Origin of the sequence: Agromyces tardus (genome assembly GCF_003710805.1) — a bacterium.
Taxonomy (GTDB): Bacteria; Actinomycetota; Actinomycetes; order Actinomycetales; family Microbacteriaceae; genus Agromyces; species Agromyces tardus.
Genome location: NZ_RHHB01000009.1, coordinates 14,219 through 32,454, shown reverse-complemented (window position 1 = coordinate 32,454; position 18,236 = coordinate 14,219). Strand labels below are relative to the sequence as shown.

At 71.9% G+C, this 18,236-nt stretch carries 19 protein-coding genes; 9 read left to right on the top strand and 10 right to left on the bottom strand.

The window, feature by feature from the left end:
* Position 1: 1 nt before the first annotated feature.
* Positions 2 to 1,105 (bottom strand): winged helix DNA-binding domain-containing protein, encoded by a 1,104-nt coding sequence (locus EDM22_RS07420; RefSeq protein WP_170964050.1) that lies wholly within the window; start codon positions 1,103 to 1,105, stop codon positions 2 to 4.
* Positions 1,106 to 1,223: 118 nt separating this feature from the next.
* On the opposite strand from EDM22_RS07420, the gene EDM22_RS07415 reads away from it, so the two are divergent.
* Entirely contained in the window at positions 1,224 to 2,822 is a 1,599-nt protein-coding gene (locus EDM22_RS07415; protein ID WP_122936425.1) for an ABC-F family ATP-binding cassette domain-containing protein, read from the top strand.
* 48 nt (positions 2,823 to 2,870) lie between these two features.
* On the opposite strand, the gene EDM22_RS07410 is transcribed toward EDM22_RS07415, so the two are convergent.
* The 4 genes from EDM22_RS07410 to EDM22_RS07395 all read right to left on the bottom strand — a co-directional run bounded on the left by EDM22_RS07410 (position 2,871) and on the right by EDM22_RS07395 (position 6,284).
* Positions 2,871 to 4,667 (bottom strand): acyl-CoA dehydrogenase family protein, encoded by a 1,797-nt coding sequence (locus tag EDM22_RS07410; protein ID WP_122936424.1) that lies wholly within the window; start codon positions 4,665 to 4,667, stop codon positions 2,871 to 2,873.
* Between the two features lie 167 nt (positions 4,668 to 4,834).
* Positions 4,835 to 5,677: an SURF1 family cytochrome oxidase biogenesis protein gene (locus EDM22_RS07405; RefSeq protein ID WP_122936423.1), complete on the bottom strand. Its 843-nt coding sequence runs from the start codon at positions 5,675 to 5,677 to the stop codon at positions 4,835 to 4,837.
* Positions 5,674 to 5,952, bottom strand: a complete 279-nt coding sequence (locus tag EDM22_RS07400) for a hypothetical protein (RefSeq protein WP_376917957.1) — start codon at positions 5,950 to 5,952, stop codon at positions 5,674 to 5,676. The genes EDM22_RS07405 and EDM22_RS07400 overlap by 4 nt, the downstream gene beginning before the upstream one ends.
* Positions 5,949 to 6,284, bottom strand: coding sequence for a DUF3099 domain-containing protein (locus EDM22_RS07395; protein ID WP_245989263.1), 336 nt, complete (start codon positions 6,282 to 6,284; stop codon positions 5,949 to 5,951). Before EDM22_RS07395 ends, EDM22_RS07400 begins: the two co-directional genes overlap by 4 nt.
* Positions 6,285 to 6,426: 142 nt before the next feature.
* Between EDM22_RS07395 and EDM22_RS07390 the strand changes: the two genes are divergently transcribed.
* Positions 6,427 to 7,137 (top strand): beta-ketoacyl-ACP reductase, encoded by a 711-nt coding sequence (locus EDM22_RS07390; RefSeq protein ID WP_122936422.1) that lies wholly within the window; start codon positions 6,427 to 6,429, stop codon positions 7,135 to 7,137.
* A gap of 77 nt (positions 7,138 to 7,214) precedes the next feature.
* Here EDM22_RS07390 and serB read toward each other — a convergent pair whose 3' ends face one another.
* Positions 7,215 to 7,877: a phosphoserine phosphatase SerB gene (gene serB, locus EDM22_RS07385; protein WP_122936421.1), complete on the bottom strand. Its 663-nt coding sequence runs from the start codon at positions 7,875 to 7,877 to the stop codon at positions 7,215 to 7,217.
* Entirely contained in the window at positions 7,874 to 9,124 is a 1,251-nt protein-coding gene (locus EDM22_RS07380; RefSeq protein WP_122936420.1) for a glucose-1-phosphate adenylyltransferase, read from the bottom strand. Before EDM22_RS07380 ends, serB begins: the two co-directional genes overlap by 4 nt.
* Positions 9,125 to 9,206: 82 nt before the next feature.
* Here EDM22_RS07380 and glgA point away from each other — a divergent pair, with 82 nt between their 5' ends.
* From glgA to EDM22_RS07365, 3 genes are all read left to right on the top strand, one after another.
* Positions 9,207 to 10,397: a glycogen synthase gene (gene glgA, locus EDM22_RS07375; protein WP_122936419.1), complete on the top strand. Its 1,191-nt coding sequence runs from the start codon at positions 9,207 to 9,209 to the stop codon at positions 10,395 to 10,397.
* Between the two features lie 53 nt (positions 10,398 to 10,450).
* Positions 10,451 to 11,236: an ABC transporter ATP-binding protein gene (locus EDM22_RS07370; RefSeq protein ID WP_122936418.1), complete on the top strand. Its 786-nt coding sequence runs from the start codon at positions 10,451 to 10,453 to the stop codon at positions 11,234 to 11,236.
* A 127-nt stretch (positions 11,237 to 11,363) separates the two neighbouring features.
* Positions 11,364 to 11,612, top strand: a complete 249-nt coding sequence (locus EDM22_RS07365; RefSeq protein WP_122936417.1) for a type B 50S ribosomal protein L31 — start codon at positions 11,364 to 11,366, stop codon at positions 11,610 to 11,612.
* Between the two features lie 85 nt (positions 11,613 to 11,697).
* On the opposite strand, the gene EDM22_RS07360 is transcribed toward EDM22_RS07365, so the two are convergent.
* The gene (locus tag EDM22_RS07360) at positions 11,698 to 12,399 is read right to left on the bottom strand and encodes a 3'-5' exonuclease (RefSeq protein WP_122936416.1); all 702 of its coding nucleotides are present in this window, start codon (positions 12,397 to 12,399) and stop codon (positions 11,698 to 11,700) included.
* 121 nt (positions 12,400 to 12,520) lie between these two features.
* On the opposite strand from EDM22_RS07360, the gene EDM22_RS07355 reads away from it, so the two are divergent.
* Together EDM22_RS07355 and EDM22_RS07350 are read left to right on the top strand one after the other, a co-directional pair.
* Positions 12,521 to 13,414, top strand: a complete 894-nt coding sequence (locus EDM22_RS07355; protein ID WP_122936415.1) for an alpha/beta fold hydrolase — start codon at positions 12,521 to 12,523, stop codon at positions 13,412 to 13,414.
* Entirely contained in the window at positions 13,411 to 14,505 is a 1,095-nt protein-coding gene (locus EDM22_RS07350) for a glycosyltransferase family 4 protein (RefSeq protein WP_122936414.1), read from the top strand. The genes EDM22_RS07355 and EDM22_RS07350 overlap by 4 nt, the downstream gene beginning before the upstream one ends.
* A gap of 25 nt (positions 14,506 to 14,530) precedes the next feature.
* On the opposite strand, the gene EDM22_RS07345 is transcribed toward EDM22_RS07350, so the two are convergent.
* Both EDM22_RS07345 and EDM22_RS07340 read right to left on the bottom strand, forming a co-directional pair.
* Positions 14,531 to 15,133: a histidine phosphatase family protein gene (locus tag EDM22_RS07345; RefSeq protein ID WP_122936482.1), complete on the bottom strand. Its 603-nt coding sequence runs from the start codon at positions 15,131 to 15,133 to the stop codon at positions 14,531 to 14,533.
* Positions 15,134 to 15,168: 35 nt separating this feature from the next.
* Complete coding sequence (locus tag EDM22_RS07340; RefSeq protein WP_122936481.1) at positions 15,169 to 15,951, bottom strand: Sir2 family NAD-dependent protein deacetylase; 783 nt, start codon at positions 15,949 to 15,951, stop codon at positions 15,169 to 15,171.
* Positions 15,952 to 16,103: 152 nt separating this feature from the next.
* On the opposite strand from EDM22_RS07340, the gene EDM22_RS07335 reads away from it, so the two are divergent.
* Both EDM22_RS07335 and EDM22_RS07330 read left to right on the top strand, forming a co-directional pair.
* Entirely contained in the window at positions 16,104 to 16,910 is an 807-nt protein-coding gene (locus EDM22_RS07335) for a TrmH family RNA methyltransferase (protein WP_122936413.1), read from the top strand.
* 10 nt (positions 16,911 to 16,920) lie between these two features.
* Positions 16,921 to 18,222, top strand: a complete 1,302-nt coding sequence (locus EDM22_RS07330; RefSeq protein WP_122936412.1) for a D-alanyl-D-alanine carboxypeptidase family protein — start codon at positions 16,921 to 16,923, stop codon at positions 18,220 to 18,222.
* Positions 18,223 to 18,236: the final 14 nt, after the last annotated feature.

Below are 18,236 nucleotides of genomic sequence, written 5' to 3'. Positions count from 1 at the left end.
CTCACGCCCGTCGCTCGACCCCCTCGAGCTGCGCGCCGTGGAACCGGGCCCAGGCGGTGAGCGGGCGCGTGAGACGACGGATCAGCGCATCGGATGCCGCCTCGAAGACCTCGAGCTCGACACGCGGCCGGTCCGCACGTCCGGCGCGGCGCCATGTGCCGATCACCCGCCCGTCGACGACGAGCACCGGCTGGAACACGCCGTTGCCGCCGGGGATCACACGATCGTGGTGGCGCGGGTCGCAGACGGCCGAACGATCGGCGTAGCCGAGGAAGTACTCGTCGAAGGCGGCGAGCGCGAGCGCGCCCGACGGGCGGTGCCGCGCGGCATCCGCCGCGCCGGGCGCTGCGAACCGCTCGGCGTCGTCGCCCGGGAACCGCTCGACCCGGTCGCCGGCGGCGGCGAGTGCGGCCTTCGCATCACCGAGGGTGAGGCCCGTCCACCACGCGAAGTCCCTGAGCGTGACGGGCCCGTGACCGGCGACATAGCCCGCGAAGAGCTCGCCGAGCGTCGCCTCGCGACCGATTGGGGCATCGGATGCCGCGGGCGCCCACTCGTCGAGCAGCACGAATCGCTGCGTGCGCCCCTCGACGGGTCCGCACGCGAGCACCCCGTCGAGCGCGAGCCACCAGATGAGGTGATAGCCGCGCTGGCCTGCGGTCTCGCAGCCGGCCGCGTCCCAGGCGGCCAGGAGCTGCTCGCGACTCGCGGACCCGCCGCCCGCGAGCAGGCGCTCGGCCGTGTCGCGCGCGATGCGGTACTCCTCGGCTCCGAGCTCGAGGCGACGGTGCCGCAGGGCGGCTCGGCCGAGTTCACGCGCGCCGGTGAGCGCGAGGATCGGTCGCAGCATCCGCGCGGGCACGAGGTGCAGCGTGCCGCGCACGGGCCATGAACGCACCACCTGCCGCTGCTCGAGCATGGCGTCGATGTCGGCCACGGTGGACCCCGGCACCCGACTGCCGACCGCCCACTTGGCCGCCGCGAGGTCTTGCGCCTGCACGGCCATGAGCCGTTCGACGACGGATGCCGCCGACCCGACCGGCTCGCGCAAGCCGTGCGACGAGAGCCGCGCGGCGCGCAGGGCGGCGGAGGAGGCGGTGGCCATGTCCCGATTCTGGCCCCGACCGCCGACACGGCCGTGCCGCACTCGCCACCCCGGTAGACTGGGAGGCTGTGCCACGTCGGCACGATCCCCACCACCCCCATCCGCCCGGAGGATTCCCGTGCTCGCCGTCCATGATCTCGAGATCCGCATCGGCGCGCGCGTGCTCATGGAGCACGTGGACTTCCGCGTCTCGGCTGGCGACAAGGTGGGGCTCGTCGGCCGCAACGGCGCCGGCAAGACGACCCTCACGAAGACCCTCGCGGGCGAGACGCTGCCCACCGGCGGACGCATCGACCGCTCGGGCGAGATCGGCTACCTGCCGCAGGACCCGCGCTCCGGCGACCCCGAGATGCTCGCGCGCACCCGCATCCTCGACGCGCGCGGCCTGGGCTCGCTCGTGCTCGGCATGCACGAGGCATCCATGCAGATGGGCAGCGACGACCCCGCGGTCGCCGAACGCGCGATGAAGAAGTACGGCAACCTCACCGACCGCTTCACCGCGCTCGGCGGGTACGCCGCCGAGGCGGAGGCCGCGTCGATCGCGTCGAACCTCAACCTGCCCGACCGCATCCTCGACCAGCCGCTGAAGACCCTCTCGGGCGGCCAGCGCCGGCGCATCGAGCTCGCGCGCATCCTCTTCTCCGACGCCGAGACGATGATCCTCGACGAGCCCACGAACCACCTCGACGCCGACTCGGTCGTCTGGCTCCGCGAGTTCCTCAAGGGCTACAAGGGCGGCGTCATCGTCATCAGCCACGACGTGGAGCTCGTCGGCGAGGTCGTGAACCGCGTGTTCTACCTCGACGCGAACCGCTCGGTCATCGACATCTACAACATGGGCTGGAAGCACTACCTGCGCCAGCGCGCCGCCGACGAGGAGCGCCGCAAGAAGGAGCGCGCCAACGCCGAGAAGAAGGCCGGCGTCCTGCAGATGCAGGCTGCGAAGTTCGGGGCGAAGGCGTCGAAGGCCGCGGCGGCCCACCAGATGGTCGCCCGCGCCGAGAAGCTCCTCGCGGGCCTCGAGGAGGTGCGCTCCGTCGACCGCGTGGCGAAGCTCCGCTTCCCGACGCCCGCACCCTGCGGCCGTACGCCGCTCACCGCGAGCGACCTCTCGAAGAGCTACGGCTCGCTCGAGATCTTCACCGCCGTCGACCTCGCGATCGATCGCGGCTCGAAGGTCGTCATCATCGGCCTCAACGGCGCCGGCAAGACCACGCTGCTGCGCATCCTCGCGGGTGTCGACGAGCCCGACACGGGCGTCATCGAGCCCGGGCACGGACTGCGCGTCGGCTACTACGCGCAGGAGCACGAGACGCTCGACGTGAAGCGCAGCGTGCTGCAGAACATGGTGAGCGCATCACCGAACCTCACCGAGACCGAGGCGCGCAAGGTGCTCGGCTCGTTCCTGTTCACGGGCGACGACGTGCACAAGCCGGCCGGCGTGCTCTCCGGCGGCGAGAAGACGCGACTCGCGCTCGCGATGATCGTCGTGTCGGGCGCGAACGTGCTGCTCCTCGACGAGCCCACGAACAACCTCGACCCCGCGAGCCGCGCCGAGATCCTCGATGCCCTCGCGCATTACGAGGGCTCGGTCGTGCTCGTCTCGCACGACCCCGGCGCCGTCGAGGCCCTCAACCCCGAGCGAGTGCTCATCATGCCCGACGGCACGGAGGATCACTGGAGCCGCGAGTACCAGGAGCTCATCGAGCTGGCGTAGTACGCGCGCGGGTGATCCGCGTTCGGGGCGGTGTCGCGAGGCGAGGCGTCAGACGCGGGCGGTGCGCCGCACCACGTCGCCGAGCGCATCGGCATCGAGCGCGAACAGGTCGCGCGACCCGGCGGTGGCCGCGCCGACGAGTCCGGATGCCGCCGGCAGCAGTTGCTCGGCGTAGAAGCGGGCCAGCGGCAATTGCGCGGCCGCGACGCTGTCGCCATCGAGGTCGCGAGCGGCGAGCGCGGACTTCGCGAGCAGCCAGCCGCCGACCACGAGCCCCCAGATGCGGAGGTAGGGGCTGGAGCCCGCGAGCGCCGAGTTCGGATCGGCGGCGCCGATGCGCAGCATCCACCGGGTCGTCTGCTCGAGCACATCGAGACCCGCGCTCAGCTGCGCACGGATCGACGCGAAGTCGTCGCCGGCACCCGCCAGCTCGCCGTCGAGCTCGCGCATCGAGGCGATGAACTCGAGGAACGAGGCGCCGCCCCGCACCCCGAGCTTGCGGCCGACGAGGTCGGCGGCCTGGATGCCGTTGGTGCCCTCGTAGATCGCGGCGATGCGCACGTCGCGGTAGTGCTGGGCGGCGCCGGTCTCCTCGATGAAGCCCATGCCGCCATGGACCTGCAGCGCGAGCGAGGTGAGCTCGTTGCCGAGGTCGGTGCCGAACGACTTGCAGATGGGGGTGAGCAGGCCGGCGATTTCGTCGGCGCGGGCGCGGGCCGCGGCATCCGGGTGGTGGGTGGAGAGGTCGACGTGCACGGCGTTCAGGAGCATCATGCGCCGGAGCGCGGCGATGTACGCCTTCTGCGTCACGAGCATGCGGCGCACGTCGGGGAAGTCGATGATGGGGGAGTCCTGCGTGGCGCCGATCGCTCGGCCCTGGATGCGCTCCTTCGCGAATTCGAGCGACTGCTGATACGCGCGCTCTGCCACGGCGAGGCCCTGCATGCCCACCGACAGGCGGGCGCTGTTCATCATGACGAACATGATGCGCATGCCGAGGTTCTCGTCGCCGACGAGGTAGCCGGTGGCGTCCTCGTACGACAGCACGCACGTGGGCGACCCGTGGATGCCCATCTTGTGCTCGACGCCGAGCGTGTGCACGCCGTTGCGCTCGCCGAGGGAGCCGTCGTCGTTCACGAGGAACTTCGGCACGATGAAGATCGAGATCCCCTTGGTTCCGGCGGGCGCGTCGGGCGTGCGGGCGAGCACGAGGTGCACGATCTGCTCGCTGAGATCGTGGTCGCCGAAGGTGATGTAGATCTTCTGGCCGGTGATGCCGTAGGTGCCGTCGGCGCGCTTCACGGCCTTGGTGGTGAGCGCCCCCACGTCGGAGCCCGCGTGCGGCTCGGTGAGGTTCATGGTGCCGGCCCACTCGCCGCTGACCATCTTCGGCAGCCAGGCCTGCTTCTGCTCGTCGCTGCCGTAGTGCAGCAGCGCCTCGATCGCGCCCTGGGTGAGCAGCGGCGCGAGCGCGAACGCCATGTTCGCGGTGGTCGTCAGCTCCTGGATGGCGAGGCCGATCGTCCGGGGGAACCCGCCGCCGCCGAACTCCTCGGGCAGGGGCACCGAACCCCAGCCCGCGTCGACGTAGGCGGAGTAGGCCTCCTTGAAACCCGTGGGCGTGGTCACCGTGCCATCGGCGTTGAGACGGGCGCCCTCGACGTCGCCGGCGCGGTTGGTGGGGGCGACGACCTCGGCCATGAAGCCGCCGACCTCCTCGAGGATCTCGGTGACGGTGTCGAAGTCGGCGTGCTCGAAGCCCGGAAGCTCGGCGACCTGGTCGTAGCCCACGACATGCTTGAGCGCGTACGCGAGGTCGGCGACGGGCGGACGGAATTCAGTCATGTTCGGACTGTAGACCGCGGCACCCGGGTGCCTGCCCGGTTCTGTCGCGATCCCACGACGCGCGTCGGTTGAATCGGCGCCGCGCTTGTGGCTGACGGCAATCGGACGTGTTCACCCGGGGAGATCGGCGGTGACGAGGAGGTCGATGGATCGACCGGCGGTTCGGCCTAGCGCCGATCGAGGATCTCGTCCTCGACGTCGGCGTCGGCCCGCTCACGCCTCGGCCTGCGCGGCGCCGGTGCGGACACCGGTGCCTCGCCGCGCTCCTCGGCGGCCGTGAGGGCGAGCGCCTTGCGCTCCTGGTTCGCCGCCCAGCCGAGTCCGACGAACGCCATCAGGGCGAACACGAACCACTGCAGCGCATAGGAGAGGTGCGGGCCCTCGTCGCGCTCGGGCCGCGCGGCCGCGAGCGGCGGCTGCGTGGCATCCGCCCCGCTCTGTACCAGGACGCCGTAGGCGCCCGTGTAGCTGGGTTCGCCGACGCGGGCGGCGAGCTCCTCGAGGTCGATCGTCGCGAACTCGTCGCCCGTCGAGGTGCGGCCCGCGATGCGGCCCTCGCCGGCCTTGAGCCGGGCGCTGACCTGCACCTCGCCTGCGGGCGGCGCGGGCACGTCGCTCGGGCGCCCGTCGGAGCCCTGGGCGATCCAGCCGCGGTCGACCATGAACACGGTGCCGTCGTCGAGGCGGAACGGCGTGATCACCTCGAAGCCGCTGCTGCCCTCGAAGGGCCGGTTGCGCACCACGACCTCCTCGTCGGCGAGGTACGCGCCCGAGAGCGCCACGACCTGCCAGCGCTGCTCGATGTCGAAGGCGGCCGGGTCGGGCAGCGCCTCCTGCACCGGGACGGGATCGGCGTCGTAGTTCGCGTCGATGCGGGCGACCTCGGCGAGCGCCTCCGCGCGCCGGTTGAGCTGCCAGGTGCCGAGCGCGCTGCACGCGATCGCGAAGACGATCACGAGGGCGAGGTAGCCGCCCCAGCGCGGCGTCAGCAGGAAGCGCCACTCGCTCACGCGCCGGTCTCCTCGCCCGCCGGTGCGGCCGCCGCATCCGCCGCCGCAGCTTCTGCCGCGCCTTCCGCCGCGAACGGCGCGACGCTCACGGGGAAGGACCGCGACTCGAGGAAGCCCCGCAGGTACTCGACGTGCTCGTCGCACGCGAGCCAGGTCTTGAACCGGTCGCCCGTGTGGATGCGCGGGTTGCGCCAGTCGATGCGCCAGGTCGCCTCCTCGCGGCATCCCGCACGGGAGCAGCCGCCCGCGGGGGCGGCGCCGAGCGAGCCGATCACGCCGCGTCCCCCTCGGGGCGCGCCTCGGGCTCGGCGTCGCTCTCGGCGCCGTCGGTGGTCGGGTGCGGCAGCACCTGCACGACGCCGCCGGGACGGCTCACCTCGACGTTGCGGCGGGCCGAGCCGACGTTCGCGATGACGACGGCGAAGTAGGGGAGCACGATCGCGCCGATCGCGAAGAACGCGAGCCACCAGCCCTTCGCGAAGAGCAGGCAGAAGATGCACACGACGCGGATCGACATCATGATCGTGTACTTGATCATGCGCGACCGGCGTTCCGCCTCGGGCGAGGGCGGCAGCGAGGTGATCGACTGCTGTTGGGATCTCATCATGGTCGCCGGGGCCTGTCGGCGCTCCTCACTGTCAAGCCTACGTCGCATCGGGCGTCCGGATGCCCCGCACTCGGCAACCTCTATGCTGGGACGGGCCCCACGGCCCCCGACCCCCGCAGCCTCAGAGAGACGGAGTCCCGCGATGACCACGAGCCGCACCGTGCTGGTGACCGGAGGGAACCGCGGGATCGGCTACGCCATCGCCCGCGAGTTCGTCGCACAGGGACACCGCGTCGCCGTGACCGCCCGTTCGGGCGAGGGCCCCGAGGGCACGCTCACCGTGCGCGCCGACGTGACCGACGCCGAGTCGATCGATCGCGCGTTCACCGAGGTCGAGGCCGCGCTCGGTCCCGTCGAGGTGGTCGTCGCGAACGCCGGCATCACCCGCGACACGCTCCTCATGCGCATGAGCGAGGACGAGTTCACGAGCGTCATCGACACGAACCTCACGGGCGCGTTCCGCGTCGTGAAGCGCGCGTCGAAGGGCATGCTCAAGGCGCGCTTCGGCCGCATCGTGCTCATCTCGAGCGTCGTCGGCCTCTACGGCGGCGCCGGCCAGGTCAACTACTCGGCGTCCAAGGCCGCCCTCGTGGGCATGGCGCGCTCGATCACCCGCGAGCTCGGCTCCCGCAACATCACCGCGAACGTCGTCGCGCCGGGCTTCATCGAGACCGACATGACCGACGAGCTCCCCGAGGCGCAGCAGGCCGAGTACAAGAAGAGCATTCCCGCGGGCCGCTTCGCGACGCCCGACGAGGTCGCGAAGGTCGTCGCCTGGCTCGCCGGCGACGACGCGGGCTACATCTCCGGCGCCGTCATCCCCGTCGACGGCGGCCTCGGCATGGGGCACTGAGCGGGGCTGACTGAGGACGGCTCACCGAGCTCGCGCGCTGCGCTCGGGCGTCGGTCGCCGGATGCCGCTGCGGCACGCTAGCCGCGAAGGCCGAGCAGCGCCAGCACCCCGCTGAGGTCGACACGGTCGATCGCGACATCCGCCCGGGCTCGCACCACCGGCTTCGCGCAGAACGCGACGCCGAGCGCAGCGCGATCGAGCATGCGCAGGTCGTTCGCGCCGTCGCCCACCGCGACGGTGCGTTCGAGGGGCACGCCGGATGCCGCGGCCCACTCCTCGAGCGCGCGCCGCTTCGCCTCGGCGTCGACGACGTCGCCGAGCACCCGACCGGTGAGCCGGCCGCCGTCGACCTCGAGCCTGTTCGCGCGGCAGAAGTCGAGCCCGAGGCGCTCGGCGAGCGGATCGAGCAGCTCGTGGAACCCGCCGGACACGACGCCGACCACGCCACCCGCGGCATGGACGCCGTCGATCAGCTCCTCCACGCCGGGCGTCGGAGTCAGGCGCGACCGGGCCGAGACGACCTCGTCGAACGCCAGCCCGGAGAGCGTGGCGACACGCTCGCGCAAGCTCTCGGCGAAGTCGAGCTCGCCGCGCATCGCGCGCTCGGTGACCTCCGCGACGTGCGCGAGGCTGCCCGCCGCCTCGGCGAGCAGTTCGATCGCCTCCTCGCGGATGAGCGTCGAGTCGGCGTCCAGCACGACGAGCGGGCCGCTCGCGCGGCCCGGTGCGGCGAGACTCACGCGGTGGCCCGGACGTGGGAGCCCTTGCCCACCACCGTGATGCCGCTGTCGGTGACCACGAAGCCGCGGGCCAGGTCTTCTTCGCGGCTGAGTCCGATGTGGGCGCCCTCCTCGACGACGACCTCCTTGTCGAGGATCGCCCGGCGCACGGTCGCCCCGGCCTCGATGCGGGCGCGGTCGAAGAGGATCGAGTCGGACACGTTGGCGCCCGAGCCGACGATCGCCCACGGACCGAGCACGCTGCGCTCGACGTGCGCCCCCGAGATCACGGATCCGAGCGACACGATCGAGTCGATGACGGTGCCGAGCGAGCCGCGCGAGTCCCGGGTGAACTTCGCGGGCGGCGAGTTGAGCTGCTGGCTGAAGATGGGCCACTCGCGGTTGTACAGGTTGAAGACGGGCAGCACCGAGATGAGGTCCTGGTGCGCCTCGAAGAAGGAGTCGATCGTTCCCACGTCGCGCCAGTAGTACCGGTCGCGGTCGGTCGAGCCCGGCACGTCGTTGCGCTTCAGGTCGTAGACGCCCGCGGTGCCCTGCGCGACGAAGGCGGGGATGATGTCCCCGCCCATGTCGTGGCTCGAGTCGGTGCGCTCACCGTCGCGGAGGACCGCGTCGATGAGTGCGTCGGCGTTGAAGACGTAGTTGCCCATCGAGGCGAGCACCTCGCCGGGGGAGTCCGGCAGCCCCACGGGCTCCTTCGGCTTCTCGAGGAAGCGGTGGATGTGGTCGGGCGCCGTCGGGTCGACCTCGATCACGCCGAACTGGTCGGCGAGCGAGATCGGCTGGCGGATCGCGGCGACCGTCGCCTCGCGGCCGGACGCGATGTGCGCCTCGATCATCTGGCTGAAGTCCATGCGGTACACGTGGTCGGCGCCCACCACGACGATGATGTCGGGCTGCTCGTCGTAGATGAGGTTGAGGCTCTGCAGGATCGCGTCGGCCGATCCCGAGAACCACCGCTTGCCGAGGCGCTGCTGCGCCGGCACCGATGCCACGTAGGAGTTGAGGAGCCCGTTCATGCGCCAGGTCTGGGACACGTGGCGGTCGAGGCTGTGGGACTTGTACTGCGTGAGCACCACGATCTGGCGCAGGCCGGAATTCAGGAGGTTGGACAACGCGAAGTCGATCAGACGGTACTGGCCGCCGAAGGGCACCGCGGGCTTGGCGCGGTCCTCCGTGAGGGGCATGAGGCGCTTGCCCTCTCCACCAGCGAGCACGATGCCGAAGATCTTCCGCGATGCGACCATGTGCCCCAGCGTAGTCAGACGAACGACGGACGGGCAGTGCCAAGTCGGCGCGTGACGGATGCCGCAGCGCTATCGTTGGCGCATGCGCGTCGACCTGCTCACCCGTGAATACCCGCCCGAGGTCTACGGAGGTGCCGGCGTGCACGTCGCGGAGCTCGTGCGGGCTCTCCGCCGCGACATCGACGTGTCGGTCCGCTGCTTCGGCGCCCCGCGCGACGAGGTCGGCACCGTCGCCTACGCGACCCCCGCCGAGTTCGCCGCCGCCAACGCCGCGCTCGCCACGATGGGCGTCGACCTGCTGATGGCACAGGATGCCGCGGGCGCCGACCTCGTGCACTCGCACACCTGGTACGCCAACTTCGCGGGCTTCACCGCGAAGCGCCTGCACGGCATCCCGCACGTCGTCACCGCGCACAGCCTCGAGCCGCTGCGGCCGTGGAAGGCCGAGCAGCTCGGCGGCGGCTACCGCGTGTCGAGCTGGGTCGAGCGCACCGCATTCGAGGACGCCGACGCCGTCGTCGCGGTGAGCAACGGCATGCGCCGCGACATCCTGCGCGCCTATCCCGACGTCGACCCCGAGCGGGTGTCGGTCGTCTACAACGGCATCGACCTCGCCGACTGGCGCCCGAACGACGACCCCGACCTCGTGCGGTCGCTCGGCGTCGACCCCGATCGTCCCTCGATCGTGTTCGTGGGACGCATCACGCGCCAGAAGGGCCTGCCCTACCTGCTGCGCGCCGCGAGCTCGCTCCCGCCGGAGGTGCAGCTCGTGCTCTGCGCCGGCGCGCCCGACACGCCCGAGATCATGGCCGAGGTGAGCGGCCTCGTCGAGCAGCTCGGCACGACTCGCGACGGCGTCGTGTGGATCGACCGGCACCTGCCGCGCGCCGAGCTCACCGCGCTGCTCTCGTCGGCCACCGCGTTCATCTGCCCCTCGGTGTACGAGCCGCTCGGCATCGTGAACCTCGAGGCGATGGCGTGCGGCGCGGCCGTGGTCGGCACGGCGACCGGCGGCATCCCCGAGGTCGTCGACGACGGCGTCACGGGCGTGCTCGTGCCGATCGACCAGGCCGACGACGGCACGGGCACCCCGCTCGACCCCGACCGGTACGTCGCCGATCTCGCGGAGGCCATGAACCGGGTCGTGAGCGACCCCGAGCGCGCCCGCGAGATGGGCGCCGCCGGCCGCATCCGGGCCGAGGAGCACTTCGCCTGGGACGCCATCGCGAACGAGACGCGTGCGCTCTACGAGCGCGTGCTCGCCGGTCGTTGACCCCCTCAGGGGGTGGCCGGAGCGACACCATCCGTCCCGATAGGGTGGAAGGCATGGCGAGCACGGTTCTGCAGTTCCAGGGTGTGTCGGTGGTTCGAGACGGCAACACGATCCTCGACGACATCGACTGGAGCGTCGCCTCCGACGAGCGCTGGGTCATCCTCGGCCCGAACGGCGCCGGCAAGACCACGCTCCTGCAGATCGCCGCCGCGGCGATGCATCCCACGAAGGGCACCGCCGAGGTGCTGCAGGAGTCGCTCGGCAAGGTCGACGTGTTCGAGCTGCGCCCGATGATCGGGTTCGCCTCGACCGCGATGGCGCGCAAGATCCCGCGCAACGAATCGGTCATCGACACCGTGCTCACCGCCGCGTACTCGGTCACCGGCCGGTGGAACGAGGAGTACGAGGAGATCGACGACCGTCGCGCCCAGCGCGTGCTGGCGGAGTGGAAGCTCGAGGGCTTCGCGAAGCGCAGGTTCGGCAGCCTCTCCGACGGCGAGCAGAAGCGGGTGCAGATCGCCCGCGCCGTCATGACCGACCCCGAGCTGCTGCTCCTCGACGAGCCTGCCGCGAGCCTCGACCTCGGTGCGCGCGAGGAGCTCGTCGCGCTCCTCGGCGGGTACGCGTCGTCGCCCGCATCGCCGGCCATCGTGATGGTCACGCACCACGTCGAGGAGATCCCCCAGGGGTTCACCCACGCGCTCCTCCTGGCCGACGGGCACATCGTCGCGTCGGGTCCGCTCGCCGAGGCGCTCACGGCCGAGAAGCTCTCCGAGACCTTCGGCATGCAGATCGAGCTCACCGAGCGTGACGGCCGGTTCAGCGCGCGCGCCGTGTGACGAGGCATCCGCCCACCTTCTGCTAAACTTGTGTGCTGGCCCGCTGGCCGTCATGCTTCCCTGCCCCCGTGCTTCGTTGCCTGAGGGGCGGGAGACCACCAATCATCCGATCAGCAAGGAAGTCTCCATGAAGACCGACATCCACCCCGACTACAACGCCGTCGTCTTCCGCGACCTCGCTTCGGGCGCCACGTTCCTCACCCGTTCGACGGTCTCGAGCGACAAGACGATCGAGCTCGACGGTGTCACCTACCCGGTGATCGACGTCGAGATCTCGTCGGAGTCGCACCCGTTCTACACGGGCAAGCAGCGCATCATGGACTCGGCCGGCCGCGTCGAGAAGTTCAACCAGCGCTTCAAGAACTTCGGCAAGTAAGCCGCAGCACGAAGGGGCGGGCGACTTCGGTCGCCCGCCCCTTCGTCGTCCTCGCGAGACGGATGCCGCGTCAGCGCAGCTGCGGTCAGCGCACCGGCCAGCGGCCGGAGGTCGTGAACTCGGGCTCGCCGTTGCGGCGACGCCACTCCTGGTAGCTCTCGGCCTGCTCGCGGCACCAGTCGACCTGGCGGGAGTGGAGCTCGGCGGCCGCAGTGGCCGCGAGGTGCGGGTAGGCGCGGGCGATCGCCTGGGCGACGCGGCCCGCGGCGATCGCGTCGGCGCCCGCGTTGTGCGCGTCGTCGAGGGGCACGCCGTAGTGGGCCGCAGTGGCGGTGAGCGTGCGCTTGCCGCGGCGGTACCGGTCGACGGCCTTGTCGATGACGAGCGGGTCGATGACGGGTGCGGGAGAGCGCAGCGGCTCGTGGCCGTAGCGCTGCGCCTCGCGGTCGAGCACCGACAGGTCGTAGGCGGCGTTGTACGCGACGATCGGCAGGCCGCGGTTCGCGGCATCCGTCAACGCCTCGATGATCTCGACGACGCCCTGCACCGCGGGCAGGCCCTCGAGGCGGGCGCGCTCGGTGCTGACGCCGTGGATGAGCGTGGCCGCGGTGGGGATCTCGACGCCGGGGTCGACGATCCACTCTCGCTGCTCGAGCACCTGCCCGTCGACGCCGATCACCCCGACGTGCGCCGTCACGATGCGGCATGTGTCGATGTCGATGCCGGTGGTCTCGAGGTCGAAGACGGCCAGGGTGTCGGCCCAGGATGCGGCGTTCGAGAGGTCCATGTCGTCACCATATGGTCGGCCACCGTCACCGGCCCGGCGCCCCGCCGTGCAGGTGCGCACGTGAGCGTCGGGGCGACCGCGCACTGCGATCGCGCAGGGACCTCGCCATAGGATGGGACCGATGACCGCCTCCCCGTACGCCGACGAACTCGCGCGCATCCCGGTGCGCGAACATCGCACCCCGGTCGCCGGCGGCGAGACGGCGTGGTGGGAGTACGGCGACCCGGGCTCGCCGACGATCGTGCTCGTGCACGGCTTCCGCGGCGACCACCACGGCCTCGAGCCCGTCGTCGCGAAGCTGCCCGGCTACCGGTTCATCGCACCCGACCTGCCCGGATTCGGCGACACCCCGCCGTTCGCCGAGCAGCCGCACGACATCGACGCCTACGCCGAGTGGCTCACCGCCTTCGTCGCCGCGACCGTCGACGGCGACTCCTACACGCTGCTCGGCCACTCGTTCGGCTCGATCGTCGCCTCGGCGGCGGTCGCACGCGGCCTGCGACCCGGCCGCCTCGTGCTCGTCAACCCGATCGGCGCGCCCGCGCTCGAGGGGCCGCGTGCGATCATGACGCGACTCGCGGTCGGCTACTACCGCGCCGCCGCCGCCCTGCCCGAGAAGGCCGGGTTCGCCCTGCTGCGCAACCGCGCGATCGTGCGCGTCATGAGCGTGACGATGGCCAAGACCGACTCGGCCGAACTGCGCCGCTTCATCCACGACCAGCACGACCGCTACTTCTCGTCGTTCGACGACCGCGACGCCGTGCTCGAGGCGTTCCAGGCGTCGGTGAGCCACGACGTGCGCGAGTACGCGCCGGCCATCCCGATGCCCGTGCTGCTCATCGCCGCCGAGCGCGACGACGTGACCCCGCTCGCGGCGCAGGAGCGACTGCAGCCGCTCTTCGCCGACGCGACCCTCGCGGTCATCCCGGCCGTCGGCCACCTCATCCACTACGAGACGCCCGGCGAGGCGGCCGACCACATCCGCGCGTTCCTCGGCGACGGGGGTGACGTGTGAAGCTCGTCGTCGACTGCCGCTACGTGCGCGTCGGCCACCACGACGGCATCAGCCGGTTCACGGCGCACATCGTCGAGGAGCTGGCGAAGCGGCATCCGCTCACGATGCTCATCAGCGATCACCGCCAGCTCGACAACCTGCCCGCGCTGCCCTGGGAGCTCGTCAGCGGGCCCACGAGCCTGCGCGAGCCCTTCGTCGCGCGCCAGGTGCGCCGGCTGAAGCCCGACGTCGTGTTCTCGCCGATGCAGACCATGGGATCGTGGGGCCGCACCTACGGGCTCGTGCTCACCCTGCACGACCTCATCTACTACGAGAACCGCACGCCGCCGCGCGACCTGCCGGCGCCGGTGCGCCTGCTGTGGCGCCTCTACCACCTCGCGTGGTGGCCGCAGCGCATGCTGCTCGACCGCGCCGACGAAGTCGTCACCGTCTCCGAGACGACGGCATCGCTCATCCGCGAGCACCACCTCACCAAGCGGCCGCTCACCGTCGTCGAGAACTCCGCCGACGCGCTCGGCACCCCGCACCTGCCGAGGGCACGGCCGGAGCACGGCCGGCTCGTCTACATGGGCTCGTTCATGCCGTACAAGGGCGTCGAGACGCTCGTGCGCGCCCTCGAGCTGCTACCCGACCACGAGCTGCACCTCCTCAGCCGCATCACGCCCGAGGAACGCCAGCGGCTCACGCGCCTCGCCCCGAGCGCGCGGCTCGTCTTCCACGACGGCGTGACGGATGCCGCGTACGCTGAGCTGCTCTCGAGCGCCACCGCCCTCGTCACCGCGTCGCGGGCCGAGGGCTTCGGCATCCCGCTCGTCGAGGCGATGCGCCTCGGAACGCCCGTCGTCGTGAGCGACATCCCCATCTTCCGGGAGATCGGCGGGGAGGCCGCGCAGTACTTCGCGCCCGGCGACCCGGCCGAGCTCGCCCGCGAGATCCGCGCGCTCGACGAGCCGGGGGAGTGGGAGCGTCGCTCCGCCGCATCCGCCCGCGAAGCCGAGCGCTTCAACTGGAGCACGTCGGCCGAGCGCCTGCTCGAGGTGCTGCGGCGCGTGGGCACGAGCGACGGCAGGGCCGCGCACCGCCGCCGCTGAGCGGACGGGGAGCTTCGCGGGTCGGTCAGCCGGTTCCCGTGGACTCCGCGTCGTCGTACGCCTCGGACCACACGAACGAGACGCGATCGCCGACCACGCGCAGCTCGTGCACCGAGCCGTTCGCGATCGCGCCGGAGCCGGGCTTCGGGAGCCCGAGGTGCAGCAGCACCGCCTGGATGACGCCGCCGTGGGTGACCGCGACGATCGAGCGACCGGGATGCGTCTCGGCGATGCCGAGCAGTGCCGAGATGGCGCGGTCGGCCACCGACGAGCGGGACTCGAGCCCGCGCACGTAGACCGACAGCGAGCGCAGCCGAGCCCGCTCGGCGGTCGACAGCCCCTCGAGGGCGCCGTACCGCCGTTCGGCGAGCGCCGGCACCGGCTCGGGCGCGGGGAGCCCCAGCCCGTCGGCGATGAGCGACGCCGTGTCGGCGGCCCGCGCAAGCGGACTCGACACCACCGCGTGCCACGACCCCTCGGCGGCGAGCCGCTCGGCCGCCGCGGCGGCCTGCGCCCGCCCGGTCGCGTTGAGCGGCACGTCGGTGGAGCCCTGCACGCGTCGTTGCACGTTCCAGTCGGTCTGGCCGTGGCGCACGAGCGCGATCGCCGTCGCCCGGCGCGCGCTCACGCGGGCATGGGCCGGGTACTGGCCGAGCCGCACGATCACGCGAGCAGCGCTTCCGCCATGGCGACGAGCGTCTCGGTCGCGCCGGCGTCGATCTTCACCGCCGCCCTGCTGTCGCCCTTGGTGATCCCGCGGTTCACGACCACGATCGGGGTGCGGCCGCGCCGTGCGATCTCGAGCAGGCGCACGCCGGAGTTGACGACGAGCGACGAGCCCGCGACGAGCAGCACGTCGGCGCGCCGCACGAGCGTCGCCGCCTGGTGGAACACCTCGACGGGCACGAACTCGCCGAAGAACACGACGTCGGGCTTCAGGATGCCGCCGCACACCGTGCATGCGGGGATCACGATCGACTCCACGTCGTCGACCTCGACGTCGCCGTCGGGAGCCGGCCGGATCGCCACGTCGAGGTCGATGTGGGGATTCAGCTCCTCGAGGCGCTGCGCGATCGCGTCGCGCGCGAACCGCTGCCCGCACACGGTGCAGAGCACCCGGTCGTTGCCGCCGTGCAGCTCGACGACGTGCCGGCTGCCGGCGCGACGGTGCAGTCCGTCGACGTTCTGGGTGACCACGCCGCTCACGACCCCGGCGCCCTCGAGGGCGGCGAGCGCGCGGTGGCCGTCGTTGGGCTGGGCGCTGCCGAACGTGCGCCAGCCGAGGTGGCTGCCCGCCCAGTAGCGCTTGCGGGCGATCTCGGAGGCCATGAAGGTCTGGGCGGTCATGGGGGTGCGCACGGGTGCGCCCTCGCCGCGGTAGTCGGGGATGCCGGAGTCGGTGCTCACGCCCGCGCCGGTGAGCACGGCGACGTGGGCATGCCGCATGAGCCCGATCGCCTCGTCGAGCAGTTCGTCGGTCGCAACCGGTGCTCCGATGCCAGAACCCACCGCGTCTCCCTTCGACGGTGTCCTGATTCTAGATCGCGCGGTTTACCGGAATGTTTCGGGGCACTGGCAGGCTGTCGGGTGGAGGACACATGCACATCGAACGCGTGCGGCACGCCGCATCCGACGCCGTCGCCGACTACGCCGGACTCACCGACGTCGCGCTGCGCAGCGCGACCGAGCCCGAGCGGGGCCTCTTCATCGCCGAGTCGGCCAAGGTGATCCGCCGGGCGATCGCCGCGGGATGCGTTCCGCGATCGGTGCTCATGGAGGAGAAGTGGCTGCCCGGCCTCGAGGAGGCGCTCGCGCCGTTCGACATCCCCGTGCACCTCGCCGACCCCGACGAGCTCGAGCAGATCACGGGGTACCGGGTGCACCGCGGGGCCCTCGCGGCCTTCGAGCGGCCGAAGCTGCGCGACCCGGGCGAGCTGCTGGCGACGGCGCGGCGGGTGGTCGTGCTCGAGGACATCGTCGACCACACGAACGTCGGCGCGATCTTCCGCAGCGTCGCGGGGCTCGGCGCCGACGCGGTGTTCGTGACGCCGCGCTGCGCGGATCCGCTCTACCGGCGCAGCGTGCGCGTGAGCATGGGCACGGTGTTCCAGGTGCCGTGGACGCGCCTGCCCGAATGGGACGAGGCGGCGCGGCTCTTCGCGGAGCACGACGTGCACGTCGCGGCGCTCGCCCTCGCCGACGATGCGGTCACGCTGCGCGAGCTCGCGGCCGATCCGCCCGCGCGGCTCGCGCTCGTGTTCGGCGCCGAGGGCGACGGCCTGTCGCGGCGGGCGCTGGCGGCATCCGATCGCGTGGTCACGATCCCCATGGCGCACGGTGTGGATTCCCTGAACGTCGCGGCCGCGGCGGCCGTGGTGCTCTACGCGCTCGCGGTCGAGCGTTAAGCTCGAACGGATGTCTCGCACGCTCGACCCCGCGCCGCCCGCGCCCGCGCACGAACCCCCGCGGCTGTCCCGCCGGCAGGTCTATCGCCGGCGCCGGATCGTGGTGTTCTCGGCGGTGGGAGCAGTGCTCGCGCTCATCGCGGGCGGCGGCATCTACACGGCGAACGCGCTCGGCGCGCCCATCCCGGCGGCAGCCCCTGTCGTCACCGACCCGCCGCCCGTCGCGGCGGCGGCGCAGCAACTCGCGTTGCCGGGGTTCGGCGGCTACGCGGTCGGCGCCGTGGGCTTCGACGGACTGCTCGCCGCCGGCAACGAGTCGACGACGATGCCGATGGCGAGCATCGCGAAGGTCGTCACGGCGCTCGTCGTGCTCGAGGAGCATCCGCTCGCCGCGGGCGAGGGCGGCCCCGAGATCGCGTACACCGATGCCGACGTGGCGATCTACTGGGACATGATCGCGCAGAACGGGTCGGTCGCGCCGGTCGTCGCGGGATCGTCGCTCACGCTCCGCGAGAGCCTCGAGGCGATGCTGCTGCCGTCGGGCAACAACTACAGCATCTCCCTCGCGAACTGGGCGTTCGGATCCGTCGACGCCTACGTGCCGAAGGCGCAGGCGTGGCTCGCCGCGCACGGCCTGGCCCACACGACGGTCGTCGACACGAGCGGCCTCTCGCTCGACGACGTGAGCACCCCCGCCGACCTCGTGAAGCTCGGCGAGATCGCCCTCGAGAACCCCGCCTTCGCCGAGATCGTGGCGACGAAGTCGGTCGACATCCCCGAGCTCGGCACCATCGAGAACTCGAACAAGCTCCTCGGCACGCATGGCATCGACGGCATCAAGACCGGCACGACGGATGACGCGGCCAACCTCCTGTTCTCCGCCGACTACGCGGTCGGCTCCTCGACCGTCACGGTCGTGGGCGTGCTGCTCGGCGGCGTCGATCACGCCACCGTGCGCGCTGCGGTGGCCTCGCTGCTCGACTCGGTCGCCCCGGGATTCCACGAGGTCACCCCGTTGCAGGCGGGTCAGGAGCTCGCGAGCTACTCCACGCCGTGGGGTGACACGGCGACCGCGCGCGCCACGGAGGGCGCGACGGTCGTCGTCTGGTCGGACATGCCGGTCGACGTCGCCGTCGACGCGAAGTCGCTCACCCTCGCCGACGACGGCACGGCGGTGGGCACCGTGATCGTCACGGCGGGCGCGCAGCGCATCGAGGTGCCGCTCGAGCTCGACGGCACGGTCGACGACCCCGGCATGTGGTGGCGCCTGGAGAACCCCGGCGCGCTCGAGGCGGCGGCCGCCGCGAAGTGACCCCGGCCGCGCGT